General features: G+C 41.7%; 28 protein-coding genes and 1 riboswitch. Of the genes, 19 read left to right on the top strand and 9 right to left on the bottom strand.

What is annotated here, in order from left to right; translation table 11 throughout:
• The first annotated feature begins 8 nt into the window (after positions 1-8).
• The 3 genes from MHH68_RS13715 (at position 9) to MHH68_RS13705 (ending at position 1,113) form a co-directional block, all read left to right on the top strand.
• On the top strand, positions 9-200 hold the full coding sequence (locus MHH68_RS13715) for a hypothetical protein (protein ID WP_003217712.1): 192 nt from the start codon (positions 9-11) through the stop codon (positions 198-200).
• Positions 201-356: 156 nt separating this feature from the next.
• Positions 357-761 carry a phage holin family protein gene (locus tag MHH68_RS13710; protein ID WP_003217754.1) on the top strand — a complete coding sequence of 135 codons (405 nt, stop codon included), beginning with the start codon at positions 357-359 and terminating at the stop codon, positions 759-761.
• A gap of 43 nt (positions 762-804) precedes the next feature.
• A complete protein-coding gene (locus MHH68_RS13705) occupies positions 805-1,113 on the top strand; it encodes a hypothetical protein (RefSeq protein WP_003217683.1) in 309 nt (102 codons plus the stop codon).
• A 29-nt stretch (positions 1,114-1,142) separates the two neighbouring features.
• Here the strand turns inward: MHH68_RS13705 and MHH68_RS13700 are convergent, their stop codons facing one another.
• Together MHH68_RS13700 and MHH68_RS13695 are read right to left on the bottom strand one after the other, a co-directional pair.
• Positions 1,143-1,934: an AIM24 family protein gene (locus MHH68_RS13700; protein WP_339163594.1), complete on the bottom strand. Its 792-nt coding sequence runs from the start codon at positions 1,932-1,934 to the stop codon at positions 1,143-1,145.
• Between the two features lie 21 nt (positions 1,935-1,955).
• Complete coding sequence (locus tag MHH68_RS13695; protein WP_339163592.1) at positions 1,956-2,609, bottom strand: TerD family protein; 654 nt, start codon at positions 2,607-2,609, stop codon at positions 1,956-1,958.
• A 248-nt stretch (positions 2,610-2,857) separates the two neighbouring features.
• Here MHH68_RS13695 and ytkD point away from each other — a divergent pair, with 248 nt between their 5' ends.
• A complete protein-coding gene (gene ytkD / locus MHH68_RS13690; RefSeq protein ID WP_034665337.1) occupies positions 2,858-3,334 on the top strand; it encodes an RNA deprotection pyrophosphohydrolase in 477 nt (158 codons plus the stop codon).
• 32 nt (positions 3,335-3,366) lie between these two features.
• Here the strand turns inward: ytkD and MHH68_RS13685 are convergent, their stop codons facing one another.
• The 3 genes from MHH68_RS13685 to MHH68_RS13675 are packed head-to-tail and all read right to left on the bottom strand — an operon-like array spanning position 3,367 to position 5,935.
• Positions 3,367-4,161, bottom strand: a complete 795-nt coding sequence (locus MHH68_RS13685) for an ABC transporter permease (RefSeq protein ID WP_058014990.1) — start codon at positions 4,159-4,161, stop codon at positions 3,367-3,369.
• Positions 4,148-4,918 carry an ABC transporter ATP-binding protein gene (locus tag MHH68_RS13680; RefSeq protein WP_058014991.1) on the bottom strand — a complete coding sequence of 257 codons (771 nt, stop codon included), beginning with the start codon at positions 4,916-4,918 and terminating at the stop codon, positions 4,148-4,150. Before MHH68_RS13680 ends, MHH68_RS13685 begins: the two co-directional genes overlap by 14 nt.
• A 15-nt stretch (positions 4,919-4,933) precedes the next feature.
• Positions 4,934-5,935: an ABC transporter substrate-binding protein gene (locus MHH68_RS13675; protein WP_339163587.1), complete on the bottom strand. Its 1,002-nt coding sequence runs from the start codon at positions 5,933-5,935 to the stop codon at positions 4,934-4,936.
• A gap of 173 nt (positions 5,936-6,108) precedes the next feature.
• Between MHH68_RS13675 and MHH68_RS13670 the strand changes: the two genes are divergently transcribed.
• Genes MHH68_RS13670 through MHH68_RS13645 form a run of 6 tightly spaced genes read left to right on the top strand, consistent with a single transcriptional unit; the run spans position 6,109 to position 11,245 of the window.
• Positions 6,109-6,837 (top strand): carotenoid biosynthesis protein, encoded by a 729-nt coding sequence (locus tag MHH68_RS13670; protein ID WP_058014993.1) that lies wholly within the window; start codon positions 6,109-6,111, stop codon positions 6,835-6,837.
• Positions 6,806-7,552, top strand: coding sequence for a lysophospholipid acyltransferase family protein (locus tag MHH68_RS13665; RefSeq protein ID WP_339163584.1), 747 nt, complete (start codon positions 6,806-6,808; stop codon positions 7,550-7,552). Before MHH68_RS13670 ends, MHH68_RS13665 begins: the two co-directional genes overlap by 32 nt.
• Positions 7,537-8,664, top strand: coding sequence for a glycosyltransferase (locus tag MHH68_RS13660; RefSeq protein ID WP_339163581.1), 1,128 nt, complete (start codon positions 7,537-7,539; stop codon positions 8,662-8,664). The genes MHH68_RS13665 and MHH68_RS13660 overlap by 16 nt, the downstream gene beginning before the upstream one ends.
• Positions 8,661-10,142, top strand: a complete 1,482-nt coding sequence (crtI, locus tag MHH68_RS13655) for a phytoene desaturase family protein (RefSeq protein WP_339163579.1) — start codon at positions 8,661-8,663, stop codon at positions 10,140-10,142. The genes MHH68_RS13660 and crtI overlap by 4 nt, the downstream gene beginning before the upstream one ends.
• A gap of 26 nt (positions 10,143-10,168) precedes the next feature.
• Entirely contained in the window at positions 10,169-10,963 is a 795-nt protein-coding gene (locus MHH68_RS13650) for a prolyl oligopeptidase family serine peptidase (RefSeq protein WP_061409204.1), read from the top strand.
• Positions 10,964-11,002: 39 nt separating this feature from the next.
• A complete protein-coding gene (locus MHH68_RS13645) occupies positions 11,003-11,245 on the top strand; it encodes a DUF2584 domain-containing protein (RefSeq protein WP_339163576.1) in 243 nt (80 codons plus the stop codon).
• A 45-nt stretch (positions 11,246-11,290) separates the two neighbouring features.
• On the opposite strand, the gene pckA is transcribed toward MHH68_RS13645, so the two are convergent.
• Positions 11,291-12,877, bottom strand: coding sequence for a phosphoenolpyruvate carboxykinase (ATP) (gene pckA, locus MHH68_RS13640; RefSeq protein WP_012010978.1), 1,587 nt, complete (start codon positions 12,875-12,877; stop codon positions 11,291-11,293).
• Positions 12,878-13,104: 227 nt separating this feature from the next.
• A riboswitch (SAM riboswitch) is annotated at positions 13,105-13,238 on the top strand.
• Between the two features lie 195 nt (positions 13,239-13,433).
• Between pckA and metK the strand changes: the two genes are divergently transcribed.
• Together metK and asnB are read left to right on the top strand one after the other, a co-directional pair.
• Positions 13,434-14,636 (top strand): methionine adenosyltransferase, encoded by a 1,203-nt coding sequence (gene metK / locus MHH68_RS13635; protein ID WP_058014998.1) that lies wholly within the window; start codon positions 13,434-13,436, stop codon positions 14,634-14,636.
• Positions 14,637-14,784: 148 nt separating this feature from the next.
• Positions 14,785-16,683 carry an asparagine synthase (glutamine-hydrolyzing) gene (gene asnB, locus MHH68_RS13630; RefSeq protein WP_339163571.1) on the top strand — a complete coding sequence of 633 codons (1,899 nt, stop codon included), beginning with the start codon at positions 14,785-14,787 and terminating at the stop codon, positions 16,681-16,683.
• 141 nt (positions 16,684-16,824) lie between these two features.
• Here asnB and MHH68_RS13625 read toward each other — a convergent pair whose 3' ends face one another.
• Positions 16,825-17,340 (bottom strand): gamma carbonic anhydrase family protein, encoded by a 516-nt coding sequence (locus MHH68_RS13625; RefSeq protein ID WP_058015000.1) that lies wholly within the window; start codon positions 17,338-17,340, stop codon positions 16,825-16,827.
• A 45-nt stretch (positions 17,341-17,385) separates the two neighbouring features.
• Here MHH68_RS13625 and MHH68_RS13620 point away from each other — a divergent pair, with 45 nt between their 5' ends.
• Positions 17,386-18,165: an alpha/beta hydrolase gene (locus tag MHH68_RS13620; RefSeq protein WP_058015001.1), complete on the top strand. Its 780-nt coding sequence runs from the start codon at positions 17,386-17,388 to the stop codon at positions 18,163-18,165.
• A 30-nt stretch (positions 18,166-18,195) separates the two neighbouring features.
• Positions 18,196-19,275 carry a tetraprenyl-beta-curcumene synthase family protein gene (locus MHH68_RS13615; protein WP_339163568.1) on the top strand — a complete coding sequence of 360 codons (1,080 nt, stop codon included), beginning with the start codon at positions 18,196-18,198 and terminating at the stop codon, positions 19,273-19,275.
• Between the two features lie 15 nt (positions 19,276-19,290).
• On the opposite strand, the gene MHH68_RS13610 is transcribed toward MHH68_RS13615, so the two are convergent.
• Complete coding sequence (locus MHH68_RS13610) at positions 19,291-19,866, bottom strand: class I SAM-dependent methyltransferase (protein ID WP_339163566.1); 576 nt, start codon at positions 19,864-19,866, stop codon at positions 19,291-19,293.
• A complete protein-coding gene (locus MHH68_RS13605) occupies positions 19,863-20,828 on the bottom strand; it encodes a TIGR01212 family radical SAM protein (protein WP_012010971.1) in 966 nt (321 codons plus the stop codon). The genes MHH68_RS13610 and MHH68_RS13605 overlap by 4 nt, the downstream gene beginning before the upstream one ends.
• Before the next feature lie 152 nt (positions 20,829-20,980).
• On the opposite strand from MHH68_RS13605, the gene MHH68_RS13600 reads away from it, so the two are divergent.
• From MHH68_RS13600 to MHH68_RS13580, 5 genes are all read left to right on the top strand, one after another.
• On the top strand, positions 20,981-21,256 hold the full coding sequence (locus tag MHH68_RS13600) for a YtzC family protein (RefSeq protein ID WP_034665376.1): 276 nt from the start codon (positions 20,981-20,983) through the stop codon (positions 21,254-21,256).
• A gap of 141 nt (positions 21,257-21,397) precedes the next feature.
• On the top strand, positions 21,398-21,577 hold the full coding sequence (locus MHH68_RS13595; protein ID WP_012010969.1) for a hypothetical protein: 180 nt from the start codon (positions 21,398-21,400) through the stop codon (positions 21,575-21,577).
• A gap of 17 nt (positions 21,578-21,594) precedes the next feature.
• Positions 21,595-21,987 carry a GntR family transcriptional regulator gene (locus MHH68_RS13590; RefSeq protein ID WP_044142160.1) on the top strand — a complete coding sequence of 131 codons (393 nt, stop codon included), beginning with the start codon at positions 21,595-21,597 and terminating at the stop codon, positions 21,985-21,987.
• Complete coding sequence (locus MHH68_RS13585; protein ID WP_041815864.1) at positions 21,980-22,858, top strand: ABC transporter ATP-binding protein; 879 nt, start codon at positions 21,980-21,982, stop codon at positions 22,856-22,858. The genes MHH68_RS13590 and MHH68_RS13585 overlap by 8 nt, the downstream gene beginning before the upstream one ends.
• Complete coding sequence (locus MHH68_RS13580; protein WP_339163562.1) at positions 22,852-23,847, top strand: ABC transporter permease subunit; 996 nt, start codon at positions 22,852-22,854, stop codon at positions 23,845-23,847. Before MHH68_RS13585 ends, MHH68_RS13580 begins: the two co-directional genes overlap by 7 nt.
• The last annotated feature ends 7 nt before the right edge of the window (positions 23,848-23,854 follow it).

The following is a 23,854-nucleotide window of genomic DNA, read 5'->3' as shown; positions in this document are numbered from 1 at the left end:
GGGAGAAGATGTCTTCTATTGCAGGAATGATGAGTCAGCAAGTCGCGAGCATTCAAAAAACACTTAATATTAGTTTGTTGAATTCACAGCTTGCTACGAATACAGCACAAGCCATGGTCATGCTGGATCAAGTTCAGCAGCAGCCTCAAGCTGTTCAGCCAAAGGATTCAGACGCTCGCTTTATTGATGTGAGAGTCTAAAGATGGAAGCCGCCACACAAGGCGGCTTTTTTTCTTGTCATCACTCTGTCTGATTGAAAAGGCGACGCCTTTATTTTTTGTCGTCCAAGCTATTGCGAAGATCTGGCATATACTATTGAGGTAAGGAGTTCCACTTTGAAAGGATGTTGATGCCAAGTGAGCAAGGATTTAGGCATCTTTTCGTTGTTTACAGTCAGTTTGTCAGCGATGGGCTTTCTGTTTGGTGGAGCAGGATATTTACTGATGATATTAGTAACACTCATGGCCATTGAATTAATTTGTTCAAGCCTAAGAGAATCTTTGACAGGACAGCTCACAATGAAACGTTTTTCTACGCGGCTTGTTCGAAAGATTGTGACGGTCTCTCTAATATCCATGGCGCATTTCTTCGATGTCATGCTGAAGACAAATGGGATGATTAAGGATTTAGCGATCATCTTTTATATTATTTATGAATCTTACCAAATCGTCTCGACAGCCAATGCCCTCGGAATTCCCATTCCACAGTTGTTTATTGATGTGTTGGACATGTTAAAAAATAAATTGCGCAAGAAGCCGTAATTTCTTCATATCTGGTCATACTAAAGGAAAAAGGATGAATCAGATGACGAGACACACATATTATGTATCTGTACAGGATGGATCGATATCGCAGCATAGAGATGCTGCGGCTTGGCAATTTCAAATAGAAGCAGACGATGATCAAATTTTGCAGCTGAGAGACTATTTTGATGAACAGTATATGACAGATTGGAAAGGCTTCTTTCGAGCGCATGTTCCGTATCTTGAATATCATTATGACAGTCCGAATGATGAAATGGATCGAAAAAGAAAAGAGATATACTCAATGATTTTCGAGCTCGGAAATGAAGAGACAAAGAACTTTATTGAAACAAATGGATTAATGAATTGAAAAAGCATGTAGAGATTTTCTACATGCTTTTATTTTCGCGGTTGTAAGATGCCTCCGATCAGGTCACTAAGCCCGCTTCTATTCTCTTGCTGAGATGTCTGTGAATTCGTGAATTCATGAGAGGAGCTCTGGCTCTGAGGCTTGTAACGGTTATCATCTAAACCAACCCGTAAGCCGGATGTCCGCTCAGATGGCTGGATAATGACAATTTGGTCTTGTTCTTGGAACTCAAATAAGTAGGATTCACCAGATGTTTGTCCGATGAGGGTCTTCCAGTTCACATCTAATTTGACCTTCGGTGCTTTACCAGTCCAAGCGACAATGGCGTCAGGATCTACACGGCAAGGGGCTTTTAAAATGAGCGGGTTTCCATTTGTTTTAATGGCGACCTGCGCCCCGTGGCCTTGATAGGAGAGCTTTGATGTAAACAGTCCTTTCTGTGATAAAATCCCTACGCCTACTGGTGTCACGCCGTAATGACATTCCTCAGTAAAGGCAAGTAAATCCTCACTTTCTACACTTACATGCTGCCAAGGACCGCTCGGCTCAAGATTAATCACTGTCACGTGCTCGCTGGAATCAGCTAAATAACAAGTACCTTGTCCACTGACCTCCATCACTTCAAGGTTTTCACCTGTCAATTTCCTGCTGATATGGTTAAATACTTGACTGACCATATTTCCTTTGTTTGTTCCGAGGAGTCGTTTGCGGTATTGAAACGTACCTTGATCGGCAATCATTGCGCCTTTTTTCGCAAAAAAGATTCCGCTACCTTCTGCTTGTAAAGTAAGTTCTTCTATTGTGGTGAAATGAAATCCCATTGGTGCCGGCTCCTTTCTGCGTCAAGATGTGAATCCGTAGATGCGGCATAAATCATTTAAATCTAGCGTAGTTCCTTGCCCGGTTGCGATGATTTTCCATTCTTCCTCATCTCTTATGAGTTGAGCGCAAATGATGGAGGTACAATACGAATAATCTTCTGTTAATTGAAAGGTACAAATCTCTTGTTGTGAGATTTGATCAGTCAGATGCACGTAAGCGTTCGTCACTTGTCCAAAATGATGCTTGCGCTCGTGTGCATCATGTATCGTAGCTGTAACAACGATTTTATGAATATCAGGAGAGACTCTGCTTAATTGCATAATGATCATTTCATTGTCTCGATACCCGCCGCCAACTTGATGATCACCAAGTTGGCGAACAGCTCCGTCTAAGCTTTGCTGCTGATGATAATAGATCAGATGGCTTGGAGACAACAGTTTGTCCTCTTCATTTAAGAGAAACACTTGCGTATCTAAATCAATTGGCTGGCCAGCCAAATCCCAGCCAAGCCCGATTTGAATTTGGTCTATATTTGGATTGTTTTTTGTTAAATCTAGCTTTTGCCCTTTGATGAGGTGTTTGTTGATCACCTCATGAGGTGCGTCTTCTTTTTTGATTTTACTGGGTGTAAGCGCTTGGTCTTTCTCTTGTTTTGACCCATTTGTTATCCTCATGCTGTTTTCCTCCTCGTCGTAATAGGACAAACACTCATTGATTTACGTCATCAAGGGATAAAAGGTTTCATGATTAAAATAGGGTGAAGTTGGGGATGATAAAAAGGTTTTAGCAACAATACCTTATATTAAATACAGACGAAATGAAACCACTCGTTTGTTTCACTTTTGATAAAAATTCTTCAGAGAAATGTGATCTGTGGTATGATGTTTTACAAGAAGCAAGGACAGGATATGAGGGATTTCACATGCATGTATTTAAAGACTATTATCATAATACGGTCAAGCTCTCCTTTGAAGAGAAGCCTTTTTCAAGTCATCCAAAGCATGTCTGGGCCATATGCCGTTACCAGGGGAAATGGCTGCTCACTGAACATGAGGATCGGGGCTATGAGTTTCCAGGAGGGAAAGTTGAGCCAAATGAAGAAGCGGATCAAGCCGCTATACGTGAGATTCAAGAAGAGACGGGTGCTGTTGTTCGTGAATTAACGTATATTGGCCAATATCAGGTGCTAGGCAGAGAAAAGGTCATCGTAAAAAATATTTATTTCGCTGATATTGAAAGGCTAGTGAAGCAAGACACGTATTTTGAAACAAAAGGACCTGTTCTTTTCGCAGACTTGCCAAGATCCATCGCAAAAAATAAGAATTTCAGTTTTATTATGAAAGATGATGTGTTAAGACAAAGTCTTGCTTATTTAGAAAAGAACGGTTTGATTCGTTAAAAAAAGCGCAGGGAGATCTCCCTGTGCTTTTTTTATTTTTGGAGAAAACGGCGTTCGAGCCATTCCACAAGCTGGTACATGATGGTCGCAAACACAGCAATAATGAAAAGACTTAAGAACACGAGTGTAAAGTTGAAGACTTGAAAGCCGTAAATAATCATGTAGCCGAGCCCTTTTGAGGATACAAGAAATTCCCCTACAATGACTCCAACCCAAGAAAGACCGACATTCACTTTGATGGCAGAAATCATTGTTGGAATACTAGCTGGCAAAATGACCTCACGAAAGACGACGCTTTTGTTCGCGCCAAAGGTTTTCATCACCTTTAAATAATTCTCATCGACCTCTTGAAAGGCAGTGTAAATGACGATCGTCGTAATGATCACACTAATGATCGCACCCATGGCGACGATGCTGATCATACCAGGTCCAAGGGCAACAATTAAAATGGGGGCGAGGGCAACTTTCGGCATGGCATTTAAAATGACTAAATAAGGGTCAAGAACGTTTGCTAATCGAGTAGACCACCATAAGGCGGCAGCGAGCAAAATGCCGCAAAAGGTACCAAGTAGAAAACCGAGCACCGTTTCAAATAATGTAATACTCATATGATTCATTAAAGAACCATCTTGAATTTTTTGCACAAACAAATGGCAGACCGCAGATGGTGAACTGAAAATGAGCGGATCAATGAATCTGAAATGACTGGCAAGCTCCCAAAGCGAAAAGAAGCTGGCGAATATGATGAGCTGATAGATACGTGTGATCCGTTTTTCCATTCGGTATTTTTTGCGATAGGCTTCATGTAAAAGGTCACTGTGTTTCAACTGTTTTCAGCTCCTTCCAAATCGTTTGAAAGAGCTCTTGGAAATGCGGGGTCTGTCTCGCTTCAAAAGGAGAGAGAGCCCTTATGTCGTCTGGAACGGTAAAGATTCGCTGGATAGAGCCTGGATGCTTTGAGAATAAGAAAATGCGGTCACTCATTGCAATGGCTTCACCGATGTCATGTGTCACAAGGACTGCTGTTTTTTGATAGTCTTTTAATGTGTGAAAGACGAGATCTTCTAATGTGAGTTTGGTTTGGTAGTCTAGGGCTGAAAATGGCTCATCTAGTAAAAGCAGACCGGGATCAACTGCAAGTGTTCGGGCGAGAGCCGCACGCTGCCTCATTCCGCCAGACAGCTCCTTCGGATATTTTTCCTCGACTTCATGCAGTCCAAGCTTTGGCAGTAAATCAAGGGCAGCTGAGACGGACTCATGTGAATCTTGTTTCGCAATTTTTAACCCGAGAATCACATTTTCCTTGATGGTCTTCCAAGGAAATAAATAATCTTGCTGGAGCATGTAGCCGATTTGATGCTCCTGTTGATTTGGTTCTTTTCCTTCGATTAAAATTCGACCTTCAGAGGGCGGTGTAATTCCTGCGATGATAGACAGCAAGGTGGTTTTCCCGCATCCGCTGGGACCAATAAATGAGATGAATTCACCTTGGTCTATCTCCATATTGATGTGCTGTATAGCCGTTGTTTTTTCTTTTAAAGAGAAGTACGTATGGGTCACATGGTCAATTTGAAGGAAAGACATGTGCTACCTCCTATTCTATTTGTGATCTGTGACCTTCTTTGCAATGGATGAATCGACAAGTTGTTTGTACGGGATAAATTCCGGCAATTCTCCGCTCTCCTTCATGATTTCCTGCAATTTGTTCCATTCCTCTTCATTTAGAAAAGGATCTGTTGCATAGGAATCTTGTTGTTTGTAGCGTTTGATGGCAGTTGATAAGACATCAAGATCTGTATCAGGAAAATGAGATTGAATGGCCTTTGCGATCTCCTCAGGCTGCTTGGTTTCTACCCATTTCTGCGCTTTGTAAATGGCTCGGGTGAAGGCTTCGGCGGTCTCTTTGTTTTCCTCTAAGTAACTCTTCTTTGCCATGAAGGTGGTATATGGCACCTTGCCAGAAGCTTCTCCAAAGGAGGCGGTAATGTACCCTTTGCCTTCTTTTTCAAGTAAGGAAGCGGTCGGTTCGAATAACTGCACAAAATCGCCAGTTCCAGAGGAGAACGCACCTGAAATGTTGGCAAAATCAATATTTTGAATCATACGAAGATCCTTTTTTACATCAATGCCTTCTTTTTTCAAGACATATTCACCGACCATTTGCGGCATGCCGCCTTTCCGCTGTCCTAAGAAGTCTTTTCCTTTCAATTGATCCCAAGAGAACTGGTTTACTTTCTCCCTTGAAACAAGAAATGTGCCGTCTGTTTGTGTCAGCTGTGCAAAGTTCATGACAGAATCCTTTGTGTCTTGAGCCTCTACATAGATAGAGGATTCAGACCCGGTCAAGGCGATATCAGCACCGCCTGATAAGAGAGCTGTCATCGTTTTATCGCCGCCCCAAGTAGTTTTTAGTTCAACCTCTAGGCCTTCTTCTTTGAAGAAATCCTTTGATAAGGCGACATATAACGGAGCATAAAAGACCGAATGGGTCACCTCGGCTACTTGTACGGTCTGCTCTTGTTCTTTTTTACAGGCGACAAATGGAATAAAGAGCAGGACGACGACGATGAATGCCAGTCTGACTTTGATGGAACGATTCAAGAGTAATTCGCCTCCTTTGTTCTAGATCACTATTAAAGTATGTGAAAAGGGATTTTTGGTGAGTGCCTAGACGAAAATAAGAAGCGCATTGTTTATTTATAGAACGCGTCTTTTTTTCTATACTAGAGGCATGAAGGCTTTCTTGAATTTGGCAGAAATAAAGGAGCGGTTTCGTGTATAGATTGAGTTGGGTATTTGTTGGATGGTATGTAGTAGGTCTGATCTTAATGGTCTTTTTTGAAGTGCCAGCATGGCTTCAGTTTGCAAACGGAATCTTTCTTGTACTGTATGCTTGCTGCGTCATCGAGATTGGACGACAGATTTATGGCTCATGGGGGTTTGTCATCAAAAGGGCAGCCATTGTCGGAGTGCTTACATTTACGGTGGAGTGGATAGGGATCACAACGGGATTTCCGTTTGGGGCCTATGACTATTATCCGACGCTAGGCTTTCTAGTGGCGGGGGTGCCGTTAACTATTGCGTTTGCTTGGGTTGGCGTGTTTTTAAACAGCCTTTTTTTATCCAGTCAGCAGTCAAAGTGGAGACGAGCCGTCGAAACGGGGATATGGATTGTGTTGCTTGACCTCATATTAGATCCAGTAGCAGCTGAGCGGAGGTTTTGGGTATGGTATGACGGCGGTGGGTTTTATGGTATTCCTTTTGAGAATTTTGTAAGCTGGGGTATGATTGGAGCAGGTCTTTCATTTCTTTTCCCGCTTGTCTCAATTGATCAAAAGGCACTCAGCTGGACGAGCCGTATTTATCAGGCGATGGTGTTCTTTTTTGGTCTTTTGGCATTAAAGGGCGGACTCGATGTCATTTTTTATTTAGCACTGATCATTGTCATTTTGTGTGAAGGAAGGGTTCGATTTGAAAGAAAGCGACAAAAGCCGATCGTTTAGACGTCTATTTTCACTTTATCTTGAGCGATATTTACTCCATAAGCATTTCCGCTGTGTCATGATGAAAGGCTCGGTGGACCCGAAGGGAAACCTGCCTGTTCTTTATCTCGCCAATCATAGCTCATGGTGGGATGGACTAATCATTTTTCTTTTAACAGAAAAAGCGTCTGAGCTTAATCACTACATGATGATGGAAGAGAAGCAGCTGAAGCAATATACTTTTTTCCGTAAGCTTGGGGCGTTTCCGGTTCATAAAGAGAATTTGAGAAGCGTGAAGCAAGCTTTAATGACAGCAAAAGAGAACATGCAGAACGGCGGAGCGGTATGGCTTTTTCCACAGGGGAAAATTATGCATCAGGACGTGAGACCGCTTGAACTGGAAGGCGGGGCTTCTTTTTTAGTGAGACAATTTGAACAAGTCGTGGTGAAGCCTGTAACCTTGCAGTATACATTTAATCAATATCAAAAGCCGATAGTTTCTGTTGTGTTCGGTGATGATGCCATCGTATCTGGAAGCTCCCTGCGAAGCAAGGATATGACGCGTATGCTTGGCGATCTGCTTGAAACGCAGTTAAACAGACATCAATCACAGATCATTGCAGATCCTGATTTTTCAATAAACGAAGAATTTAAACAGATCACAAGGACAAGTCAGTCAACAAGTGATGCGTTTGATTCTTTTAAAAAGTGGGTGAGAACATGGCGTTCTTCTTAACTGTGATCAGTGTGCTGCTGCTTTGTCAGTTTCTATTTACGATATGGAATATGAAGCAGTTTCCCGTGTTAAAGCCCGCTTCCTTTTCGCCAGATGAACGTATTTCGTTATCGATACTGATTCCGGCTAGAAATGAGGAGAAACGGATAGAAGCCTGTCTTCAGTCGATCGTTGATCAACGTCTTTATCCGAAAGAGGTTGTTGTACTTGATGATCATTCGACAGATCAGACAAGAGCGATTGTGGAGCGCTTCTCACAAACATATCCATGGATTCGTGTGCAGTCAGGCCGGATGTTAAAGCAAGGCTGGCTAGGGAAATCATACGCTTGTTCTCAGCTTGCTGAGGCAACGGCTTCTGATTGGCTGTTATTTTTAGATGCGGATGTCCGGTTGAAACGGGGAGCAATTGAAGCTGTGTACGAGCAGTTATGCACGCAAAAAACGGGCATGCTGTCAGGCTTCCCCGAACAAAAAACAGGTACATTTTTTGAGCATCTTGTCGTTCCCATGATGATGTTTACCATTGGCTGTCATCTGCCTGTGAAGTGGGTCAGAAAATCAAAGAATCCTGCTTTTGCCGCTGCACATGGAGGCTTTATTGCCATTGAAAAGAATTGCTATCACGACATCGGCGGGCATGAAGCGATTAAGGATTCGCTAGTGGATGATATGGCATTGGCTAAACGGGTGAAGGAACAAGGCTTTCCGTTCACACTAGCAAGCATTCATCCATTTGTGTATATGAGAATGTATGAGAGTGGACAAGAGGTTTGGGAAGGCTACCGGAAAAATTTATTCCCAGGTGTCAATCGAAGCATTGCTTTGTTAAGCAGTGTCTTTTGTTTATACACCCTGCTTTATTTGGCTCCTGTCATTTGCTTGATGGTGGCTTTGCTAAAGCTGGATGTGCTGAGTATATGCTTAGCGATTCTTTGTTATGGACTAGGTGTGTCGATCAAAGCGGCAATTGATATTGAGAACGGAAGAACATCTGCAATGGCCTTTTTATTACCGGTCAGCATTTTGAGTCTGATCGCCATTGGCTTTTCTTCTATGAAAATCGGTCTGAAAAAAGAAGGGTATGAATGGAAAGGGAGAAGGTACGAATGAAAAAAGTGATCATCATCGGCGGCGGGCTTGGCGGATTATCAGCAGCGATCCGCTTACAGTCACGCGGGGTTCAGGTCACCATATTAGAAAAAGAAGCGGCTTTAGGCGGGAAATTGCAGCGCCATCAGGAGGCTGGTTATTCTTTTGATCTAGGACCGAGTACCATTACAATGAAGTCATACTTTGAGGAAGTATTTGCTTCCTGTCATAGACGGATGGAGGATTACGTCACATTTTATCCGATCTCTCCCCTGACCAAAAATGTTTTTTCAGATGGACATACGGTTGAATTTACACCGAATATTGAGCAGATGGAATCACAAATTGCAGCATTCAGTCCTGAAGATGCAAAGCAATACCGTGCATTTTTACAGGAATCAAAGATGCTTTTTGAACAGGCTGAGGATCAGTTTTTAAATCGTTTGTTATTGACGTGGAAGGATAAGGTGGATGTAAAGCTCGTGAAAGCACTTCTCTCTGTCAAACCGTTTACAACCGTTCAACGCTTGCTGCGACAATATTTCCGTCATCCGCATACATTGGCGATGTTTGGACGGTATGCGACATACATCGGCTCTTCTCCCTATGAGGCACCGGCTATTTTTAATATGATGGCGTATTTAGAAGGGGAGAAAGGAATTTATGGCATAAAGGGCGGTACATATCGTTTAGTTGAAGCATTTGAGACTTTGGCAAAGGAATTAGGTGTACAGATTCACCTGAATGAACAAGTCAACAAGATTCATGTGAAGGACCGGCGAATCAAAGGAGTAGAAACGGCTCACCAGATGTATGAAGCTGATCATGTCATTGCAGGAGCGGATGCGCTTACTGTCTACCGCCATCTGATTGATGAAAAAGACCGCCCAAGCTTTTTAAATCAAAAGCTTGCTGCCATTGAACCGTCATTATCTGGCTTTGTTCTCTTATTAGGTGTACCTAAGGTCTATGAACAGCTGTCCCATCACAATGTGTTTTTCCCAGAGAATTATGAGCAAGAATTCAAGGATATTTTTCAGAAAAAACAACTGCCTCAGGATCCGACACTTTACATATGTTATTCAGGTCATTCAGAACCAGCTTTAAGCGGAGGACCGGGAAGAAGCAACTTGTTTGTCCTGGCGAATGCGCCTTATGTGACAAAAGAGCAAGATTGGGACATGCTAAGGGAGACATACTCGCAGCATGTGAAAACAAAATTAAAGGAAAAGGGCCTCTTTGATTTAGATAAGGTGGCCGAATATGAAGCGATTCAAACTCCGCTTGATCTGCAGCAGAAAACAGGCGCATATCATGGAGCCATTTATGGTATGTCTTCCAACTCGTTCAAGCAGGCGTTCTTCCGTATCAATAATCAGTCAAAGGACATTGAAGGACTTTGGTTTGTTGGAGGAACAAGTCATCCAGGCGGAGGCACGCCAATGGTGACTAAATCGGGTCAGCTTGTCGCAGAAGCAATCATCAAGCAATTGACGTAAGAACAGATGAAAAGGAGAGAAATCAAGTGATTGTGGAAAAAAGAAGGTTTCCGTCCCCCCATCCGCATATTCACTTATTTACAGTGACCTATGAGGCAGATGGACTTCGGATCAAAGGGCTGCTCGCTGAACCGGCCGAAGAAGGTCGTTATGACGGCTTTTTGTATTTAAGAGGCGGCATAAAAAATGTGGGAATGGTGAGACCAGGCCGGATTGTGCAATTTGCCGCACAGGGATTTGTTGTATTTGCGCCCTTTTACAGAGGAAATCAAGGAGGCGAAGGGAACGAAGACTTTGCTGGAGAGGACCGGAAAGATGCTTTTGCTGCCTTTCAATTGTTAAAGCATCACAAAAAGGTGAAGCAGGATCGTATTCATATCTTTGGTTTTTCACGCGGAGGTATTATGGGCATTTGGACCGCTGTCGAAATGAAGCAAGAGGCGGCTTCATTTGTGACATGGGGAGGTGTCAGTGATATGAAACTCACCTATGAAGAACGTGTGGATATGAGAAGGATGATGAAACGTGTGATTGGCGGTCCCCCGCACAAGGTGCCAGAGGCTTATGAGGATAGAACGCCTTTAAACGATGTGGACAAAATTGAAGCGCCTGTTCTCATCATCCACGGAGAAGAGGATCAGAATGTATCCATTGAGCATGCGTATTTATTAGAAGATGCGCTGCGCCAGCACGGAAAGTCAGTGGAGACTTGGTATTTTCATGGATACAACCATTATTTTCCGCCACAGCATAATCGGGAAATTGTCAGAAGGCTGACGACGTGGATGCACAGCCGGAAAAGCGGAAATGTGGTAAAATAAGCAGTATAACGAAATTTAGAAAGTAGGGGGATTTTCAATATGGGAATGCCTGTTGAATTTAATACAATGATTGTCACGAAGGGAAAAGAGACAAGAATTGAAGAGAATGTATTTGAACTCATGAAGGAAGGATACCGCATTTATCCATTAAATATTCCGCTTGAGGTGCGTAAAACGAAAGACGGAGAAAAAACAGGGACAGCACACGTTGAAAAGCTGGAGCTTACAGAAAATGTGACAAAGGTCACTTACCGACTCGTTTCATTGCATTCAACAAACTAACCAAAAAAGCTGAGGGAATGATTCCCCTCAGCTTTTGTCATTTGATTATACGAGTGGTCCGCCTTTGGCTTCAATGTCACTTGCTGCGTGGCTGAATTTTTGGAAGTTCTTTTTAAATTCATTGGCAAGGAAGTGTGCTTTTTCTTGATAAGCCTCTTGGTCATCCCATGTTTTAGAAGGTTGAAGCACTTCATCTGGTACGCCAGGAATATGAAGCGGGATGTGTAATCCAAAGATGTCATCAGTGATCATTTCGGCGTTGTCGAGGTCACCTTCGATCGCTGCTTGCACCATTGCTCTTGTATGCGCTAGGTTCATACGTTTGCCTGTACCATAGCCTCCGCCAGTCCAGCCTGTATTCACAAGGAATACTTTTGCGCCGTGCTCATCAATTTTCTTGCCAAGCATTTCAGCATAGACATGAGCTGGAAGGGGCAAGAATGGTGAACCGAAGCAAGTAGAGAATGTCGTTTCTGGTGATGTGACACCGCGCTCAGTTCCAGCTAATTTACTTGTGTAACCGCTCAAGAAATGGTACATCGCCTGTTCTTTTGTTAAACGGCTGATTGGAGGTAAAACGCCAAATGCATCAGCTGTTAAGAAGACAATGGCAGATGGGTGTCCTGCGATACTTGGCTTCACGATGTTATCAATCATTTCGATTGGGTAAGCAGCTCGTGTGTTTTCAGTAAAGAATGTGTCATCATAATCCGCTTCACGTGTTTCTTCATCAAGTACAACATTTTCAAGAACTGATCCGAAGCTGATGGCTTTGTAGATTTGCGGTTCTTTTTCTTCGCTTAAGTTCACACATTTCGCATAGCATCCGCCCTCAATATTGAAGACTCCTGAGCCAGACCAGCCATGTTCATCATCACCGATCAGCTTGCGGCTTGCGCTTGCAGAAAGCGTCGTTTTCCCAGTACCTGAAAGGCCGAAGAATAGTGCGACATCGCCTTCTTGACCAACGTTTGCTGAGCAGTGCATAGATAAAATATCTTGCTCAGGAAGCAGGTAGTTCATGACAGAGAAAATGGACTTTTTCATCTCTCCAGCATATTCTGTTCCACCGATCAGAATGGTGCGTTTTTCAAAAGAAACGATAATAAACGTTTCAGAGTTTGTGCCATCTGTTTCAGGATCTGCTTTAAAATGCGGTGCAGATAAGATGGTGAAAGGTTTTTCGTTTGAAGAAGGTGTTGATCCGTCAGGTCTGATGAATAGCTGTTTTGCAAAGAGATTGTGCCATGCAAATTCGTTTACCACTGTAATTGGCATACGGTATCTTTCATCTGCGCCGGCAAATCCTTCAAAGACGAATAGTTCATCACGTTCTTTTAAGTATGACACAACCTTTGTATATAAACGGTCAAATGCTTCTTTAGAAATCGGCTGGTTGACTTGACCCCAATCAATTTTATGTTCAGAGCTTTCTTCTTTCACGATAAATTTATCTTTAGGCGAACGTCCTGTGTAGGCACCCGTTGTAGCACGGACAGCTCCTGTTGATGTTAAAACGCCTTCATCACGTGCCAAAATCTTTTCAACAAGTTTCGGAACAGATAAATTTTGGTGCGTATTTTCTAATGAGAGCAATGACTGCAAATCTTCTTTTAAATCCACTGAGTTCATAAAAAAACCCTTCCTTTACCGTTGAATTTGTTTTGTTTCGATTAGTATAACACATTCATAATAATAGTCTATACTATTTAAATATTTTTGTGTGTGTTTTTTCATTTCTGCTATGAAAATATGCTTTTTGGTGATGCTAATATTGAGGTGAAAAAAAGGGAAGATAATTCTGATGAAGCATTGACATGACGCAAGTGTTTAAGATAAGATATCTTATTGAACGGATACTCTTATCCCGAGTTGGTGGAGGGACAGGCCCGATGAAGCCCAGCAACCGGTTTCTTATGAAAAGGCATGAATATGCTGAGAAACCAAGGTGCTAACCTGATGCAAGGTACAAGAACACCTTGAGCGATAAGAGTGAAAGGCATGCGATCTCAGACCCTTTCCTCGCAATGAAGGAAATGGTTTTTTTATTTTTGGGATATCATATGAACAAATTGCCAATAACATCTCTAATAGAAACGTTTTCAAATATAAGAGGGAACGAGTTCCGTATCATATTGGAGACCTCATCTTGGGATGATGTGGTCTTGTACAGGAGGAAATAGCCATTATGAGTCAAAATCGTCGTTTATTTACTTCAGAATCAGTGACGGAAGGACATCCGGATAAAATCTGTGATCAAATTTCAGACAGCATTTTGGATGAAATTTTAAAGAAAGATCCAAATGCACGTGTTGCCTGTGAAACTTCTGTTACAACGGGTCTCGTATTAGTAAGCGGAGAAATTACAACGTCTACTTATGTCGATATTCCAAAGACGGTGCGTGACACGATTAAGGAAATTGGCTACACACGTGCGAAATATGGTTTTGATGCGGAAACATGTGCAGTGCTCACATCCATTGATGAACAGTCTGCTGATATTGCGCAAGGTGTAGACAAAGCGCTTGAAGCACGTGAAGGCACAATGACTGAAGAAGAACTTGATGCGATCGGTGCAGGTGACCAAGGATTGATGTTTGGTTTTGCCAACAACGAAACCGAAGAACTTATGCCGCTACCGATTTCACTAGCACATAAATTATCTCTTCGTTTAACTGAAGTTCGCAAGGATCAAACACTTGCTTATCTACGTCCAGATGGAAAAACCCAAGTAACAGTAGAATATGATGATCAAAATAAACCTGTTCGTATTGATACAGTGGTTATTTCTACACAGCATGCACCAGAAGTGACGCTTGAACAAATTCAAAGCGACTTAAAAGAGCATGTCATCAACCCTGTCGTTCCAAGTGAACTAATTGATGAACAGACAAAATACTTTATTAACCCAACTGGTCGTTTCGTGATCGGTGGACCTCAAGGGGATGCTGGTTTAACTGGACGTAAAATCATCGTTGATACGTATGGCGGATACGCTCGTCATGGCGGCGGTGCTTTCTCTGGGAAGGACGCTACAAAGGTTGACCGTTCAGCGGCATACGCTGCTCGTTACGTAGCGAAAAACATCGTAGCTGCAGGCCTTGCTGATTCTTGTGAAGTACAACTTGCTTATGCAATTGGTGTTGCACAGCCTGTCTCGATTTCAATTGATACTTTCGGAACAGGAAAAGCTTCTGAAGAAAAATTAATTGAAGTGGTTCGTGCGAACTTTGATCTTCGTCCAGCTGGCATTATTAAAATGCTTGACCTGCGTCGTCCGATCTACAAACAAACAGCTGCATACGGACATTTCGGCCGTCATGATTTAGATCTTCCGTGGGAAAAAACGGATAAGGCCGATACACTTCGTAAAGAAGCATTAGGACAATAACAACATATAAAACCGCTTATTTTAAGCGGTTTTCCTTTTGATTAAAAAAAATTCTACAAAAAGCGAAAAAATGTGAAACAAAATCGGACAAATAACTGTCTAATTATAGGTCTACTTTTAAGAAATAACATAACGTGGAGGCAATAATATGTGTGGGTTTGTTGGTGTGTTTAATCACCGTCCATTGTCCGAAACTACTGAGCAGGAAGAGTTAATTAAACAAATGAATCGTCTCATCGTTCACCGTGGTCCGGATGATGAGGGTTACTTTCATGATGAGCATGTAGGATTTGGATTTAGACGTTTAAGTATTATAGATGTTGAGCATGGAAAGCAGCCGCTTTCTTATGAAGATGAAAAGTATTGGATTATTTTTAACGGAGAAATTTATAACTATGTGGAGCTGAAGGAAGAGCTTGTGAAAAAAGGCTATACGTTCAGCACAGATTCTGATACGGAAGTACTGCTTGCCACATACCGTCATTATAAAGAAGAGGCGGCTTCTAAGCTTCGCGGGATGTTTGCCTTTTTAATTTGGGATAAAGAAGTGCAGCAATTATATGGCGCAAGAGATCCTTTTGGCATTAAACCGCTTTATTTTACACAAATGGAAGAGCAAGTGTACTTTGCGTCTGAGCGTAAAAGCTTGATGGCTGTGAACGAGAACATTTTATTTGATGAGACTTCATTGCAGCAGTACATGTCGTTCCAATTCGTTCCTGAGCCAAATACGCTTGATCAAAAGGTGCATAAAGTTGAGCCTGGTCATCAGTTTATTTTACGCCCAGGACAGGAGATCGAATTTAAGACATACTGGAAAGTTCAATTCAAACCTGAGCAAACACAAGAACAGAAGTTAATTGAAGAAGTACGTGATGCCATCTATGATTCTGTGAAAGTTCACATGAGAAGTGATGTACCTGTTGGTTCATTCCTGTCAGGTGGTATTGATTCTTCCTTCATCGTGTCTGTCGCAAAGGAATTGCACCCTGAGCTAAAGACATTCTCTGTTGGATTCCAGCAGGATGGCTTTAGTGAAGTTGATGTTGCGAAGGAAACAGCTGATAAGCTAGGCTTACAAAACTTCAGCGCCGTTATTACTCCAGAGGAATATATGAATGAGCTTCCGAAGATTGTCTGGCATTTAGACGATCCATTAGCTGATCCGGCGGCGATTCCATTGTATTTCGTGGCAAAAGAAGCGAAGAAACAAGTGACGGTAGTTCTTTCAGGTGAAGGAGCGGACGAGCTGTTCGGTGGATATAATATTTACCGTGAGCCTCTTTCTCTTAAACCATTTGAATCTGTTCCATCTATGCTGAAAAAGCTTCTTCTTCGTCTGGCTCGTTTAATGCCAGAAGGAATGAAAGGGAAGAGCTTTATCGTTCGCGGCTGTACGCCATTAGAGGAACGTTATATCGGTAATGCGAAAATCTTTGAAGAGCCAGTGAAGAAAAACCTCTTAAAGCATTATGATCCAAGCATCACGTATCGTGACGTAACGAAGACATACTTTGAGGAAAGCGCAGGCTACAGTGATATTAACAAAATGCAATATGTTGATATCCATACGTGGATGCGCGGAGACATCTTATTGAAAGCAGACAAGATGACGATGGCGAATTCTCTTGAGCTTCGTGTTCCATTCCTTGATAAGGTCGTTTTTGAAGCGGCTTCTAAAATTCCAGAAGAGCTGAAAACAAAAGATGGCACAACGAAATATTTATTGCGTAAAGCAGCAGAAGGCATTGTGCCTGACCACGTGTTAAACCGTAAAAAGCTTGGTTTCCCTGTGCCAATTCGTCATTGGCTGAAAAATGAGATGAATGCTTGGGCGAAAGACATCATCAAAAACAGTCAAACAGATGAATACATTAACAAAGAGTATGTGCTTGATTTATTAAATGAGCATTGTGCTGGTAAAGCAGATCATAGCCGTAAAATTTGGACCGTCCTTATCTTTATGATTTGGCACAGCATTTATGTAGAGCGCAGCATTGATCCAGAGCAGTTGAATCACCAACCGAAAGAAGTCATCTTTAGTTAATAAAAAAGGTTTTCAGCACAGAGCTGAAAACCTTTTTTGTCATGATAGAAAGCAGTGGAAAAGGGTAAAATAACAAGCGGTTCATAGTTATTGCTTAATATCCTGAAAAAAACATGATAAAGTGAAGATACGCGTATGATGTTAACGGGATATAAGGGAACGATAGTATTGTCCTTTTTCTACATATTCTCTACGGATTCTGTCCATGTCTTGGATATCTTCATCTGTTAATTGACGGACGACCTTGGCTGGACGGCCGAAAGCGAGTGACCCTTTTGGAATAACCTTTCCTTGAGGGACAAGACTACCTGCACCGATAAAGGCACCTTCGCCAATTTCTGCACCATCGAGAATGATAGACCCCATACCTATGAGGGCATTTTTTCGAATGATTGAGCTATGTAATGTGACTTGGTGTCCAATGGTAGCACCATCTTCTATAAGAAGTGTTTTTCCAGGACTTTGATGCAGACAGGATAAATCTTGAATATTGACGTTTTTTCCAATTCTCACAGGAGCGACATCGCCTCTAATGACCGTTTGGAACCAAACGCTTGAATATTCTCCAATCGTGACATCTCCAGTAATGGTGGCGTTTTCTGCGACAAAGACCGATTCGTGAATCTCAGGTGTAAACTGATGATATGGATAAATCACTTTTTCGACTTCCCTTCTTAATACAACATTTGTGAGGTGTTTACTTTGTGGACTTGGCATGCTGAAAGACCAGTTGGTACAATTGTGATTGTACATGGTGCGAGCGAATATCACGGCCGCTATAAATGGCTGATCGAAATGTGGCGAAATGCCGGCTATCACGTCGTCATGGGTGACCTGCCTGGGCAAGGGACATCGACACGTGCGCGCGGCCACATTCGTTCGTTTCAAGAATACATTGATACAGTAGATGAATGGATCGAACATGCGAAATCATTCAGGCTTCCTACTTTTTTACTTGGTCACAGTATGGGCGGACTCGTTTCAATTGAGTGGGTCAAGCAGTATACCCATACGAAGATTGATGGCCTTATTTTATCATCACCTTGTTTAGGTCTGCAATTTAAACCAAAGAAGCTAATGGATTTTGCATCAAAAGGTCTAAATGTGCTGGCACCGTCCTTTAAAGTCGAGTCAGGACTGTCGATTGAACTTGCCACACGAAATCAGGCTGTGATTGAGGCAGACTCAAATGATTCCCTTTACGTAACAAAGGTGTCGGTTCGCTGGTACCGAGAGCTGATCAAAAATATTGATGCGGCCATGCAGCCAACGAATGTCTTTAAATCGATTCCGCTCCTTTTAATGCAGGCGGGCGATGATAAGATTGTCGATAAAACGAGGGTGATCAAATGGTTCAATGGCATTGAATCAACCAATAAGTCATATCGTGAATGGGAAGACCTGTATCACGAAATTTTTAATGAACCGGAAAGAGAAGATGTGTTTAAGGCAGCAAGAGCCTTTACAGATCAATATATTTGATAGTGAGCTTTAAGTTAGGGGTGGATTGATTTGTCAGTACCAGAGCGTCCTTTTGCACTGATGACCAAGGTGTATAAAGATATTTTTCCGCTTGTGCATCAGGAGCTGAAAAAGTGGCGGGCTCATGCAGAAATGATTGAAAATGAAGAACTGCGTACGCAGGCATTAGCGAGCATATCAAGTAAAACCTTTCACTGCGAAGGCGGAGGCATTTTATCTCTTCTAGCAGGTGAGGAGAAAGAAACGTGTATTGAATTCATTGTGGCGTATCAAACCATCAGTGATTACTTAGATAACCTATGTGACCGCAGTACGTCGCTTGATCCAAAAGATTTTCATATGCTGCATCAAGCAATGAGAGATGCGCTTGATATTCATGCTGAGCTCAAACCTTACTACCAATTCCGTGATGATCAAGAGGATCATGGGTATTTACACGCGCTTGTCCGCACATGTCAAGACGTACTGACGCGCCTTAAGCATTATCCGATCATTCAGCCATATTTACACACGCTGTGCGATTACTACAGTGATTTGCAAGTACATAAACACGTCGTTCCTCATGAGCGTGTGCCACGGCTAGAATCGTGGTTCCGCCAATATGAAAAGGATTTACCTAAGATGGAATGGTATGAATTTTCAGCTTGTGCAGGATCAACGTTAGGGATTTTCTGTCTTGTGGCGTACGCGCTGCAGCCGAACTTTACAGAAAAGCAGGCGAAGCAAATTTACGAAAGCTATTTCCCTTATATTCAAGGTCTGCACATTTTACTTGATTATTTAATTGACCAAGAAGAAGATAGGCTTGGGGGAGATCTGAACTTTTGCTCCTACTATGCTTCTCATCATGAGATGATGGATAGACTTCAGCATTTTATTGAAAAAGCGGATGAGCAGCTGAAAGGCATTCCGCACGAAAACTTTCACAAATTGATTAACAGAGGATTATTGGCAGTCTATTTGTCCGATGAAAAAGTAACAGCCCAAAAAGAGATGAATAAGCTGGCAAAACGGCTGATCAGATCAAGCGGGAAAACATCGTTCTTTTTCTATATCAACGGAAGAGCTTACCGGACCTATCAGAAAATGCCTTGGATGAAATCCTCATAAAAAAGCTCAAATCCATTAGGATTTGAGCTTTTTTTCAATGGCGACCACAAAAGGCGGGTCGTTTTGAATATTCATGTATTGATATGATAAAACTTGTACCTCTTCATGAGGAAGTGATCTGCAATAGTCGAGAAGCACTTCTTTTTCTCTTTTCCCTTCAGGGTGTCCATGATAGATCACAAGGACGATCAGACCTCCGGGTTTAAGCCAGTTGAGGAGCTGCTCAATGGCTTCAATGGTTGTATGAGCCTGAGTAGTGACAGCTTTATCGCCTCCGGGCAAGTACCCAAGGTTAAACACCGCACCTGAGATATGTTCATAAACATCTCTTGGCAGGTGATGAGCCAGTTTTTCATGACCATCGTGAATCAGATGAACATAAGGATATCCCTCGCCAAGCCTTTTGCGTGTTTGCTCTATGGCTTCTTCTTGTACGTCGAATGCGAAAACTTGTCCATCATGACCGACAAGATCAGCTAAATAGAGTGTATCGTGGCCATTTCCCATCGTTGCATCAATGACGACATCACCTTTTTGACAAGCCCGTTCTAATAGCTCTTTACTAAAAGGGAGCATGCGTTTCAAGATCATTTTGCTGCTTCTTCCAATCTGACGAAACGCTTGCCTTGGTAGCTGTTACGTCTTTCAAGCTCAGCATTAATGGCATTTAATACTTCCCACTTGTTTACACTCCACATTGGACCAACCATTAATTCAATCGGGCCATCGCCTGTAATACGATGAATAATCATTTCTGGCGGCAGGATCTCCAGCTGATCACAAACAAGCTGTACATATTCCTCCTGGCTGAGAAACTCCAATTTGCCTTTTTCGTATTGCTTGACCATTGGGGTTCCTTTTAAAAGGTGAAGCAAATGAATTTTAATTCCTTGCACATCTAAATCAGCTACAGCTTTTGCGGTCTCCATCATCATGTCACGGTTTTCAAGAGGCAAGCCGTTGATAATATGCGAGCAGACACGAATGCCGTGTTTTCGCAGTTTTTCTACACCTTCTACGTAGCATTCATAATCATGGGCACGGTTAATAAGCATCGCTGTCCGTTCATGAACCGTTTGAAGACCAAGCTCTACCCAAAGATAAGTGCGCTCATTTAATTCAGCTAAATACTCCACCACGTCATCTGGCAGGCAGTCAGGTCTTGTCGCAATTGATAAACCAACCACACCATCCAAATTCATCACGGTTTCAAATTTTTCCTTTAAAACAGGAAGCGGGGCGTGTGTGTTTGTATACGCCTGAAAATACGCCATATATTTTCCGTCTTTCCATTTTGTATGCATCCGGTCTTTGATTTCGTTAAATTGAGTGACGAGATCATCCGCCCGGTTTCCTGCAAAGTCACCAGATCCTGCGGCACTGCAAAATGTACAGCCTCCATGGGCTACAGTACCATCACGGTTTGGGCAGTCAAAGCCGCCATCTAAGGCCACTTTAAATACTTTATGGCCAAAGTGTTCTCGCAAATGATAGTTCCATGTGTGATAGCGTTTTTCGCTGTTTGAATATAAAAAAGGGTTATGCTGATCCAAGTCAGTAACCTCCTTGCGTAATAATAGGCATCCTTAAAGTTTAACAAAAATCATGAAGGAGGACAATTGAATCTGTCCAACATTTTCTTTAGTGAAAAAGCTTTACGTGGGCAAAATAGGCGGGAGCGATGATGAAATGGAGGGAATGCAGGATGGCAACAAGGCAGTCAATCGATGAATTTATCCAAAAAAGTACTGAAACCCTTGAGTTTGCAAATGAGCAATTTGATTTGAACTTACGTCAAGAGCATTATAATGAGGATGAATTTTCTAAGGCGCAGCTTATGCTGGAAGATGCGGTGAACGAATTAGAAAAATTAAAGGATGTCGCCAATGACCAGCAAAGAGAGCGGTTAGACAGAGCACGTGTTCAAATTCAAAGCTTACAAAATCAAATGATTTTAGGTATTTCTTACGACAACGAATGATGAACAGATCCTTTTTTAAGGGTCTGTTTTTTATTTTTTGAAAGGCTATTGACTTTTTATTTGAGTGTCTATATTGTATTAAGTGTACTACATCAACTAATACACTAAAGACACTTAAAAAGTGAAGAAAGGTGTTCAACCATGAAAAAAGAAAAAAAACCAATCAATTTAAAGTGGATGGTGCTGGCTGTTTTGTTAGCATGTACATTTTTTTTCGTTCTCGTTTTCATTGGTTTTGAAGTTCAAAAAGATTTGATACTTAATTCAATCCCTTTAATGCAAGGGCATGAACAAGCAATAGGACTGCAAAAGCATGAATGAGGAAAGAGGGAGCCATCATGATTCAAATAGATCCACGAAGCGCTGCGCCAATATATGAACAAATCATTGAGCAACTCAAAATTTTATGTCTAAAAGGTGTAATGAAACCTGGTGACAAACTGCCCTCTGTCAGAGAGCTCGCCACTATTATCATCGCCAATCCAAACACCGTCAGTAAAGCATATAAGGAGCTTGAGCGGGAAGGGATTATTGAAACACTAAGAGGCCGCGGTACGTATGTAACAGAAGAGGCTCAGTTAAAGCTGAATGAAGGGAAGGTATTGGAGATGAAGGAGCAATTAAGACAACTCATTATAGAAGCTCATTATGCCGGTATTGATATTCAACAACTGAAGGAATGGATAGAAGAGATCGGCTCAAGTCTTGAGGGAGGAAAAAAAGTTGATTGAGGTTAGAAATGTATCGAAGACATTAAACGGACGTGAAGTACTCAGTAACGTTTCCTTCAAATTAGGCGAAGGTGAGATCTTTGGTTTGCTTGGCAGGAATGGCTCTGGTAAAACAACACTTCTCCGCTTAATTCAGCAAATTCTTCTTCCGGATGAAGGAGAGATTTATTTTAAAGATGTGCTTGTGAAAGACCACCCGTTAGTGAAGCAAAATATTGTGTATATGCCAGTCGTCAATCCCTACTTTGACAGATACAATTACGGACAGCTTGTCCAGCTGTTAAAGCATATTTATCCGAAGTTTGACGTGACATATGCCAATGAGCTTGTGAATCGCTATGAAATTCCGGAAAAAGTAAAATACCGCGAACTATCGACAGGGTTAAAAAAACAGCTGTCATTAATTTTAAGCTTTGCGATCAAGCCAGCCGTGATTCTGTTAGATGAACCGACAGATGGTATTGATGCCGTCACAAGAAATGATGTTCTTCAGCTCATGATCGACGAGGTAGCGGAACGTGAAACGTCGATTCTCATCACATCGCACCGATTAGAGGATATTGAGCGTATGTGTAACCGAATCGGGTTTTTAGAAGGAAATCAACTCACAAGTGTCATGGATCTTGATGAATTAAAGAATGATTATGTCAAAATCCAGATGGCTTTTGAAGAAGATATGAACTTGAGTATACGAAAAAATGGTGTTGCTATATTAGATCAAGCGGGCATTTTTTATACAGCGCTTGTTCTTAAAACCGATGTAGAGGCTAAAGAGTACTTGAAGTCGCTGCAGCCAAAAGTATGGCATGAACTGCCTGTGAATTTAGAAGAAGTATTCATTGCAAAGTTTGGAGGGAAACGGAGATGGTAAAGCGGCAATTATTATATAAAGAGTGGAAGCAATCAGAGCTGACATTTATTTTAGTGATGCTGGTTGCAGTCTTTACGACGCCATTATCCTTTTTACTGGGATACTCGTCCTTTCAAACTTGTGTAAACGACCCCACATGTACAATCGGAGATCAATACTTTTATTATAATTTCAGTTCTGATATTTTTATCGCCCTCTCATGGCTTATGGGCTTGCTTTTTGCGATTATCCAGCTGGGATATGAAAGAAATAAAGGACAAATTGATTTTACTTTATCCTTGCCGTTTAGCAGAAGTACCATTTATCATACAAAGTTTTTCTTAGGTGCCGGAATCATAACGCTTGTTCATGTGTTGTCATATTTTCTCACTTACTTACTCATATTAGGCACTCAACCAAAAGAGACGTTTGACTTTAATAGTGGTTACTTCATTGCACTCGTATCAACCTTAATGATTTATAGTTTGTGTCTTGCAGCAGGTGCGTTAACAGGAAGCGCAATTAGTCAAGCCATTGTTACATTCAGTACAGCGATATTGCCATATTTATTAATTTGGCTTCCGATGTTTCATTTAGATTTTATTTTAAGAACGAATAGGCATTGGGTCGATGTCAGTTATGAATACTTTATTATGCCTATCGCCCCAATTACTTATATAACAGACCGTTTTCAATTTCGAGATATAGATAAATATCCACTTTGGTTCACTGGTGAAGAATTCATTATACCTATTGTGATGATGATTGTATTTTATCTCATTGGTTTGTTTAGCTTTATGAAGCATCCTATTGAACGAAATGGTCGTTTCTTCCTTTACTCAAAAATGGATAGACCGATTCAGATTTTGGTCATTGTCTTCGGTGTTCTAGGATTTGGATGGGTTGGATTTTCTTCTGACACTTCCATATTGGGTTATATTGTTGGCATGATCATCGGCGGCGTAGTAGGTGCATTAACAAGTTATTTCTTAATATATCGAAAAAGATAAACAGAGA

It is taken from the genome of Bacillus sp. FSL K6-2841 (genome assembly GCF_037976435.1).
GTDB classification, from domain to species: domain Bacteria; phylum Bacillota; class Bacilli; order Bacillales; family Bacillaceae; genus Bacillus; species Bacillus pumilus.
Note: the sequence above shows the minus strand (reverse complement) of the source record. Positions and strands in the feature narration are given on the sequence as shown.